At 39.9% G+C, this 7015-nt stretch carries 4 protein-coding genes and 1 pseudogene; 3 read left to right on the top strand and 2 right to left on the bottom strand.

Features of this window, described 5'->3' with window-relative positions; genetic code table 11:
* The first annotated feature begins 125 nt into the window (after positions 1–125).
* The 3 genes from FNW02_RS17220 to FNW02_RS17230 all read left to right on the top strand — a co-directional run bounded on the left by FNW02_RS17220 (position 126) and on the right by FNW02_RS17230 (position 4540).
* The gene (locus FNW02_RS17220) at positions 126–1856 is read left to right on the top strand and encodes a diflavin flavoprotein (protein WP_191758728.1); all 1731 of its coding nucleotides are present in this window, start codon (positions 126–128) and stop codon (positions 1854–1856) included.
* A gap of 154 nt (positions 1857–2010) precedes the next feature.
* Positions 2011–2526: a phosphate-starvation-inducible PsiE family protein gene (locus FNW02_RS17225; protein WP_191758729.1), complete on the top strand. Its 516-nt coding sequence runs from the start codon at positions 2011–2013 to the stop codon at positions 2524–2526.
* Between the two features lie 277 nt (positions 2527–2803).
* Complete coding sequence (locus FNW02_RS17230) at positions 2804–4540, top strand: diflavin flavoprotein (protein WP_191758730.1); 1737 nt, start codon at positions 2804–2806, stop codon at positions 4538–4540.
* Between the two features lie 321 nt (positions 4541–4861).
* Here the strand turns inward: FNW02_RS17230 and FNW02_RS17235 are convergent, their stop codons facing one another.
* Complete coding sequence (locus FNW02_RS17235) at positions 4862–6700, bottom strand: S8 family serine peptidase (protein WP_348535413.1); 1839 nt, start codon at positions 6698–6700, stop codon at positions 4862–4864.
* 120 nt (positions 6701–6820) lie between these two features.
* Positions 6821–7015 (bottom strand): annotated as a pseudogene (locus FNW02_RS38745) (30S ribosomal protein S3); the annotation flags it as partial.

The raw sequence follows: 7015 nt of genomic DNA on the forward strand, positions 1-7015 counted from the left end.
TCAGAATGAATAATAAATATTTCTAATGAATAGCCTTAGAAATTGGCATTTTACTAATCGAGTATTTCAGGTAACTATAAGAAGAACAACACTTGCTCTAGATCATATCTTTTTGGAAAAAACAAATGGTTGCACTCACACAGCCTACTCAAGTTCTTCCTAATCCAGGACGTTTGACGATTGAAACTGTCGAAATTGCTCCCCAAACTACTGCTATTCGTTGCCTCGATTGGGATAGAGAGCGTTTTGATATCGAATTTGGTTTAAGGAATGGGACAACTTATAATTCTTTCTTAATTAAGGGAGAAAAAATTGCTTTAATTGACACTTCTCACCGCAAGTTTGAGCAGTTATACCTTGAGATACTGGCGGGATTAATTGATCCGACTACAATAGACTACTTGATTATTAGTCACACAGAACCCGATCACAGTGGCTTAGTGAAAAATATTTTACAATTAGCTCCCTCGATTACCGTTGTTGGTGCTAAGGTAGCTATTCAATTTTTAGAAAATATGGTTCACCAGCCCTTTAAATCTATACAGGTAAAAAGTGGAGAACGCTTAGATTTAGGTAACGGACACGTATTAGAATTTATCTCTGCACCGAACTTACACTGGCCTGACACAATTTTTACTTATGACCACAAAACTTGCACTCTCTACACCTGTGATGTGTTTGGGATGCACTACTGTGATGACCATACATACGATGAAAATCTCACTTCAATAGAAGAAGATTTTGCATATTATTATGATTGTCTCATGGGGCCCAATGCACGGTCTGTATTGGCTGCTTTAAAGCGAATTGAAAAGTTAGAAATCGCAACTGTTGCAACGGGACATGGCCCTTTACTGCAACACTATATTTCAGATTGGCTCGGACGGTATCAAAGCTGGAGCTTAGAACAAGCGAAAACAGAGACATTAGTAGCCTTATTTTACGTTGAAGATTACGGATTTAGTGAGCATTTAGTGCGTACCACAGCACATGGATGCGCGAAAACAGGCGTAGCAGTAGAATTAGTAGATTTAAATAGCACCGAGCCTCAAGAAATTCGAGAGTTAGTCGCACAAGCTTCTGGTTTAATCATTGCAATGCCTTCTCAATTTTCAGTAACGGCTCAAGCTGCTTTGAGTACCATCTTAGCTGCTGTTCATAATAAGCAAGCAGTTGGTTTATTAGAGTCGGGAGGGGGAGAAGATGAACCGCTTTATCCCTTACGTAATAAGTTTCAAGAACTAGGATTAATTGAAGCTTTTCCTCCTATCTTAGTCAAAGAAAATCCGACACAAGCAACCGAACAACTTTGTGATGAAGCGGGAACAGATATGGGTCAATGGTTGACCCGCGATCGCACAATTAAAGAAATCAAATCTATCAATACAGATCTGGAAAAATCTTTAGGACGGATCAGCACAGGATTGTATATTATCACCGCTAAAAAAGGAGAGATTCAAAGTGCAATGTTCGCTTCTTGGGTGACACAAGCAAGTCTTAATCCTTTAGGAGTAGCGATCGCAGTAGCTAAAGAGCGGGCAATTGAATCTTTTATGCATGTTGGCGATCGCTTTGTTTTAAACGTTTTAGAAGAAGGAAACTATCAAGGATTAATGAAACATTTCCTCAAGCGTTTTGCTCCTGGCGCAGATCGTTTTGCTGGTGTGAAAACATACCCTGCTACTAATGAATCTCCCATCTTAGCTGAAGCTCTAGCTTATATGGAATGTGAAATTACTAGCCGCATGGATTGCGGTGATCATTGGGTAATTTACAGCACAGTCCAAACCGGACGAATTGCCAAAGTAAACGCACTTACTGCTGTCCATCACCGCAAAATTGGCAATCATTACTAAAGAGTCATTTGTCAAGAGTAGAGACGTGATTAATCGCGTCTGTCAAGAGTAGAGACGCGATTAATCGCGTCTGTACAAGGGTCAAGAGTCAGTATTTATTCTCCCTCTGCCCCCCTGCCCCTCCGCCCCTCTGCTCCCCTTCCCCCTTCTTCCTATGTACAAGACTGGTGAAAATACCCCAATTACTATGTACGAAATCAATCGAGGGCGCGTCGTGCGAACCTTGGAATTTATTCAAGATGTAATTGTAATTTCCTTGTGTATCGGTTTATTTAGCTTCATGGTGCTTCAGGTGAGAGATATGTTTCTCTCCCTGCTTCCTCCTCTAGATTTTCATGCTGTTACCGCCGATATTCTGTTTTTACTCATCTTGGTTGAGTTATTCCGACTGCTGATTATTTACCTACAAGAACATCGAGTATCTATTGGGGTAGCTGTTGAAGTTTCCATCGTTTCCGCCTTGCGAGAAGTCATCGTTAAAGGTGTTCTAGAAACAAGTTGGAGTCAAGTTTTAGCAACTTGTGCTTTCTTATTAGTTCTGGGAGTACTACTGATACTCCGAGTTTGGCTACCCCCCACCTTTGATGGCATAGATCCTGAACAAGAAGTATCTAAACGCTATAAAAATCGCGTCAAATCAGAATTAGCCCAAACCAATGGCCGGGAATAGGGTACAGATTATTCGGCGTTGCATATTTGCAGGATGATTTATTGGGCTACGCCCCGCTACGCTAACACGCAGCGGAAAGTCTGTAGCAAGATCCCGCAGGGTGCGCCGGTTTCCGGCGAACAGAACTTTCCAAGACAGAGGCGCAGAGAGAATGAGGAGTTTTAGATCTCAATACATAAATTTTATATCTTGTTTATGCAACGCCGATTATTCCCTATTATCTCTCCTCTAACCCCAACCCCCAACCCCCAATCCCCAGTCCCCAAAGAGGTTTACTATGTCTGTTGCTACTTTAACGCCCAACCGTAAAAGAGATGTGCAAGTTGTTGAAATTGGTAAAGATACCCTAATCTTGCGATCGCGAACTTGGGAACGACTAAAATTTGAAGTTGAGTATTCTCGTCAACGCGGAACTACAGCAAATTCTTATTTAATCCAAGGTGATAAAAAAGCTTTAATTGACCCTCCCGGTGAATCTTTTACCGAAATTTACCTTGAGCAACTCGCACAACATCTAGATTTCAATACCTTAGATTACATCATTCTCGGTCATGTCAACCCCAACCGCAGAGCAACCTTAAAAGTGTTGCTTTCTCAAGCTACTCAAGCTACTTTAATTTGTTCTCGTCCCGCAGCTAATGCCATAAAAACAGCATTTCCTGAATGGGAATCACGCATTCAATCAGTGCGTTCCGAGGATACTCTGGATTTAGGACAGGGACATTATCTGTCATTTATTACTGTACCGACTCCTCGTTGGGCGGATGGACTTTGTACCTACGATCCCATTACCAAAATTCTTTACACAGACAAGTTTTTTGGCGCTCATATTTGTGAAGATTCCCTGTTTGATGAAGATTGGAAGGGATTAGATGCGGAACGTCACTATTATTTTGATTGTCTTCATGCGCCTCAAGCGAAACAAGTCGAAGTTGCTTTAGAGAAATTTTCAGTTTTTGGAGCAAAATGTTATGCTCCGGCTCATGGCCCGGTTGTGCGTTACAGCCTGAGTCGTTTTACTTATGATTACCGTCAATGGTGTCAAGGGCAAAAATCTCAAGAGTTGAGTGTTGCTTTACTCTATGCCTCTGCTTATGGAAATACTGCAACTTTGGCTAATGCGATCGCTCAAGGTTTGATTGAAAATGGAGTCAATGTAGAATCGATAAACTGTGAACTAGCAGATTCTACAGAGATAACCCGCATTGTAGAAGCTTGCGATGGATTTATTATCGGCTCACCTACTTTAGGCGGTCATGCACCAACTCAAATTCAAACTGCTTTAGGAATAGCCCTCTCATCAGCAGCTAAAACTAAGTTAGCAGGTGTGTTTGGTTCCTACGGTTGGAGTGGAGAGGCAATTGATGTATTAGAAGGCAAGCTCAAAGATGCCAATTACCGTTTAGGGTTTGAAACAATCCGAGTCCGCTTTAGCCCTACTCCTGAGATTCTACAACAGTGTCAACAAGCAGGTGCTTCATTTGCCCAAAACTTGAAGAAAACAAAGAAACTGCGTACTCCCCGCCAAGTTTTGACAGAAACCCAAGTAGATCGTACCGAACAAGCAGTAGGGCGGATCATTGGTTCTTTGTGTGTTGTAACAACTCGTGACGAAGAAACCCACAAAGGGGTTTTAACTTCTTGGGTATCTCAAGCAACTTTTAACCCACCAGGAATCATGATTGCTGTGGCTCAAGAACAGAATGCAGATTTAATGCGTCATCCCGGTGATAAATTTGTGCTGAATATCCTCAAAGAAGGCAGAAATATCCGGCGCTATTTTTCTCGTCAAAGTACTTTAGGAGATAATCCGTTTGCTAATCTTTCCACACAAACTGCTCTTAATGGTTGTCTAATTTTGAATGAGGCATTAGCTTATTTAGAATGTACGGTAACAAATCAACTCGAATGTGGTGACAGGTGGTTAATTTATGCCGTAGTAGATAAAGGAGAAGTATTAGAAAATGAGGGCGTCACTGCTCTAGAACATCGTAAATCGGGCAGCTATTACTAAAGTCATTCTCTAATTAACCCAAAAGCACTCGCTCTAACACCACTAGAGCATCGATTTAGCAATAGCAAAAATCCGATTTATTTTCGGTAAAACGACCAATTATCGTTGACTGTAGAAACGTTGCAATGCAACGTCTCTACGAAATAATTGGTTTTTTCCTTTTTTGTCATTTAGCAAAATCCCTCCTAAATAAACAATTATGACTTGGAGCTAATTATCTAAAACTAGTGCAATAGCTAATAGTAAGGAGTAATGCAAAATCAAACTGCGATCAACTATGCAATACCAAAATAAGCATATCAGGTACTACTATCCAGTACTTCACAACATCTCATTAATCCCTTCTTGAAAAAATTTTTGAACATCTAAAACACCATATCCAACACACTTATCCCAATTACCACTACTGTACTGTGTTGTTTTTATCAATAAAGATTGAATTTGCATTACATTTGGCATTTCCAAATTTGTATTGACTGAGTGCTGCTTAGCAATTGCTGATAGCAAAAGAGCTATTGCACCTGTTACATGAGGAGCTGCATAACTAGTCCCACTCTTTTTTACAAATTCGTTGTTTGTACCAGACATAGCTCCTAAAATATTAACTCCAGGAGCAGCTATATCTGGCTTTTCTCTATTGTCAAGAGTTGGCCCATAAGATGAATCTTGAGATGGATTAAAAAAACTGTTTTTATTATCTATATCTACTGAACTTACAGTAATTACATTTTCTGCTGTACCAGGAATAGTTAATGTAATTTCTTGCTCTGCTTCTTCAAAAAGTACTGTGCCACGAACACCAATTTCAATCCAAGCATGGATAACATTATTTTTAGCATTTTTGGAAATATTCCAGACTTCAAGCTGCCACCAACCTCGTTGAATATACTGCCCTTCTCCTTTATTAATAATTATTTGGAGCAAACTTTTTCCATTAGTGCGATGCAATCTTTTGTATGAAATATGGCAAGTGTTACCTTCTGGTAACTTTATAGGTTCAGGTATTTCTGTTAAATTATCTGAACAAATACTTTCGTTAAAATCACCTGATGGAGTTTTTAAGCAGAATTCTAAATTCATACTTGAATCAAACCAAAACTGAATCAAATCTTCATTTCTGCGAATGGGTGTTGATTGCCATCGAAAAAAATGGCGTTGTCTAGGTAATACATTGATTCTTGTATGTAGTTTGGTATTACGCTCATTTCCAGCAGACTTAACCACTAAATGTCCAGGTTGGGGAATGGAAATTCCTTCATTATGCAAGAAGCTTTCATACAAACATTCAAATATCGATTTACCATCATGAGCCGCGGCATTAATACCTTGGCTTATGTTAACAACAACGGGTAGCTTCTCTTGGGCTGCAACATACTTGATATATTGAAGCGCAGCTCCATGCGCCATTGGTTCTCCTATGGCATCTTTTGGATCTATTTTGACCACAATAATTTTTGCTTCGGGTGCAACTCCACCACAAAATTCACCAACAGGTTTTCCGGCAGCAATGCTTGCCACATGAGTTCCATGTCCATTAGGATCTCTCCCAAGTTGATCAGGTACTATGTTATCTCGAATATACTGATTAATTTGACCTTGCTTATACTCAGTGCCTTTTCTAAACATTGCAGGGATATTAGGGCTTGGGCCAGTATCATCAGTTTGATCCCAAATTGCTAAAATTCTTGTGCTATTTTCAGTTGAGCCAAGAAATGCTTTATGAAGCAAATCAATACCACTGTCAATGATGGCAATCAACGCTTTGTCTCCCTTTTCAGGGATTTGATGTATTGTGTCAGCTTTAATAGAAGAAATAGTTGAATAAGTTGATGAATCAGTATTGCTATCTAAAGAAAAGTTTTGTGAATTACTTTCCCAGTCTAATCCTGGTTTGCTAGCTTCAACAGATATAACAGATGGATCAGCTTGTAATGCTTCGACTGTATCCCAGCTACCAAAACATCCCACAATTTGACCCATTCGGAATGTACTTTGAAAATCTGGTGTATCTCTAGAATCCCAATCAATGCTATTTACATATATCAGCATGGGGATACGAATAATATTTGTTTGGCTTTCTGTGACTATTTCAATTTCCGGTTTAATTCCCTTACTTATCAACTGGAATGTATATATTATGTAAGCATCGATCTTATCCATGAAATCTTGCTTTACTGGCGGTTGGTAAGGATTTGGAAACAGTATATCCCTTTCCTTTTTTGTTTTTGGCTTAGAAGTTACGGTTTCTCCAGTGTCAGGATGCGTTCCAAATTTTTGACGACGGTCTTCAAATTGCTGGCGGCGGCGTTGTTCTTGACGGCGACGAGGTTCACGTGTGCTGAGTGGGTGCGGAGTTTCTTCCTGTCCGGGGATAATTTCTCCCTTAAACACCCAAACTTTGATGCCTAGAATGCCGTAAACTGTTTTTGCCGTGCAATAAGAGTAGTCAATATCAGCCCGTAAAGTATGTAGAGG

The organism is Komarekiella delphini-convector SJRDD-AB1, assembly GCF_014831675.1.
GTDB lineage: Bacteria > Cyanobacteriota > Cyanobacteriia > Cyanobacteriales > Nostocaceae > Komarekiella.